General features: G+C 23.5%; 3 protein-coding genes. 1 reads left to right on the forward strand and 2 read right to left on the reverse strand.

All coding sequences use genetic code 11. The features are described 5' to 3' along the window. The first annotated feature begins 225 nt into the window (after positions 1-225). Complete coding sequence (msrB, locus tag GBZ86_RS15340) at positions 226-675, forward strand: peptide-methionine (R)-S-oxide reductase MsrB (protein ID WP_152892103.1); 450 nt, start codon at positions 226-228, stop codon at positions 673-675. Positions 676-815: 140 nt separating this feature from the next. Here the strand turns inward: msrB and GBZ86_RS15345 are convergent, their stop codons facing one another. Beyond that, the gene (locus GBZ86_RS15345) at positions 816-1,808 is read right to left on the reverse strand and encodes a sensor histidine kinase (protein ID WP_152892105.1); all 993 of its coding nucleotides are present in this window, start codon (positions 1,806-1,808) and stop codon (positions 816-818) included. After that, positions 1,805-2,050: helix-turn-helix domain-containing protein (locus GBZ86_RS15350; protein ID WP_170272286.1), on the reverse strand; the 246-nt coding region annotated here is incomplete at its 5' end. The genes GBZ86_RS15350 and GBZ86_RS15345, both read right to left, overlap by 4 nt.

Consider the following 2,050-nt stretch of genomic DNA (forward strand, 5'->3'; position numbering starts at 1 on the left):
AATTAAGATTTTAAATTAATAATTGACAATTTATATTTTATTTTTAAATACTTTATATAATTTTATTTAAAATTATATAATTAAAACTTTAGTAACTACAACATCTTATTTAATAATTTAAATTAATAACTATTTTAGCACTAATAATTATTTCTACTAGAATTTTATCTATAAATTAACAAAATTAAATTTTAATGGTATTATCAAATAAGGAAGGTGATAAAAATGGCAAAAGAATATAAAGTAAAATCAAAAGAAGAGCTTAAAAAAGAACTTACAGAATTACAGTATTTAGTTACTCAAGAGAATGCAACTGAAAAACCTTATTCTAATGAATTTGATAAAAATTTTGAAAAAGGATTGTATGTAGATATAACTACAGGTGAACCTCTTTTCACATCTATGGATAAATATAATTCTGGATGTGGTTGGCCAGCTTTCACTAATCCAATAAGTAGAAATGTAGTAAAAGAAAAAAGAGATACAAGTCATGGTATGGAAAGAATAGAAGTGAGAAGTAAACTTTCAGATTCTCATCTTGGGCATGTTTTTACAGATGGCCCTGTTGATAAAGGTGGACTTAGATACTGTATAAATTCAGCTTCTTTAAAATTTATTCCCTTTAATAAATTAAAAGAAGAAGGTTATGAAGAATACATAAAATTATTTGATTAAAGTTTAAAAATTTATACAAAAAGTTGAGGTAGTTTAATAACGCCTCAACTTTTCTAATTCACCCAACGTTAATTCTATGGTTTCATCTAAAAATACATGAATACTCCCCCTCAATGTAGTAAGCGATGAATAATTGATAGCTAACAAGGAAATACTATACTAACCTTAGTTCCTTTATTTATTTCAGATTTAATACTTATTTCTAATGCCAATTTAGAACAGAGCTTTTTGCATATGTATAATCCCATGCCTGTGCTTTTCATAAACTTTCTTCCATTTTCTCCAGTAAATCCTTTTTCAAACACTCTATTTATATCTCTACCTATTATGCCTATGCCATTATCTTCTATAGTTAATATTACTGAATTAAATTTTTTAAGGGAATAGATGTTTATGATTGGCTCTTTGCTATTTGAATATTTTATAGCATTTCCTATTATTTGATTAAGAATAAATTCAACCCATTTTCCATCGCTATAAACTAATTCATTAACCTCTTTTATGTCTATTCTTATCTTTTTATAGATGAATTCTCTATAATTTTTTTTAACTACATTTCCTAATAAATCTTCAAGGTTAATACTTTTTATAATATAATCCTTACTCACATTATTACTTCGAGAATAATAAAGTACCTGTTCTACAAACTCTTCAATTTTATCAATTTGAAAATCAATTTTTTTTGTTACTTCATTTTCATTGTTTGCAATTATTAGTTTTGAGGATGATATTGGTGTTTTAATTTCATGAACCCATGTTTCTATGTATTCTCTATAATCTGTTTGCATATCTCTATAATATTTCACATTTTCATGCATATCCCTACTGATTTCTTTCAGTATATAATTAAGTTTTTCTTCATGAATAAATGTTGATTTTTTTATTAGTTCTGGAAGCAAATATTTTTTATCTAAATTTTCTAATATACTATTAATTTTAGCATAATAATTTTTAAACTTAAAAAACTCTAAAATCATATATGAAAATAAAGGTAGAAACCAAATAAAAAATACAAATAAAATAATGAAAAATTTAACATTAATAGTAAGTAGTATAGCCATTACTACAATAAATAATAATATATTGCACATTATTATAATAATTTTATCTTTAATAAATTCCATTATATTCATGACATTATATATCCTAATCCTCGTCTTGTTTCTATGACATTTTCTATACCTACGTCTTCAAGTTTTTTTCTTAATCTATTAATATTAACTGTTAAAGCACTATGATCTACAAAATAATTTGATTTCCACAAATGTTCCATAAGAGATTCTCTTTTTACTATATTTCCTTTATTATTTATTAAATAAGAAAGAATTTTAACTTCATTTTTGGTTAATTCTAAGACTTTACCCATATACTCAAC

The organism is Clostridium tarantellae (genome assembly GCF_009295725.1).
Classification (GTDB): domain Bacteria; phylum Bacillota; class Clostridia; order Clostridiales; family Clostridiaceae; genus Sarcina; species Sarcina tarantellae.

What these genes read in the sequence shown, in the direction of transcription:
- msrB (WP_152892103.1), top strand. Translation starts at nt 226, where the DNA reads ATGGCAAAAGAATATAAAGTAAAATCAAAAGAAGAGCTTAAAAAAGAA.
- GBZ86_RS15345 (WP_152892105.1), bottom strand. Translation starts at nt 1,808, where the DNA reads ATGAATATAATGGAATTTATTAAAGATAAAATTATTATAATAATGTGC.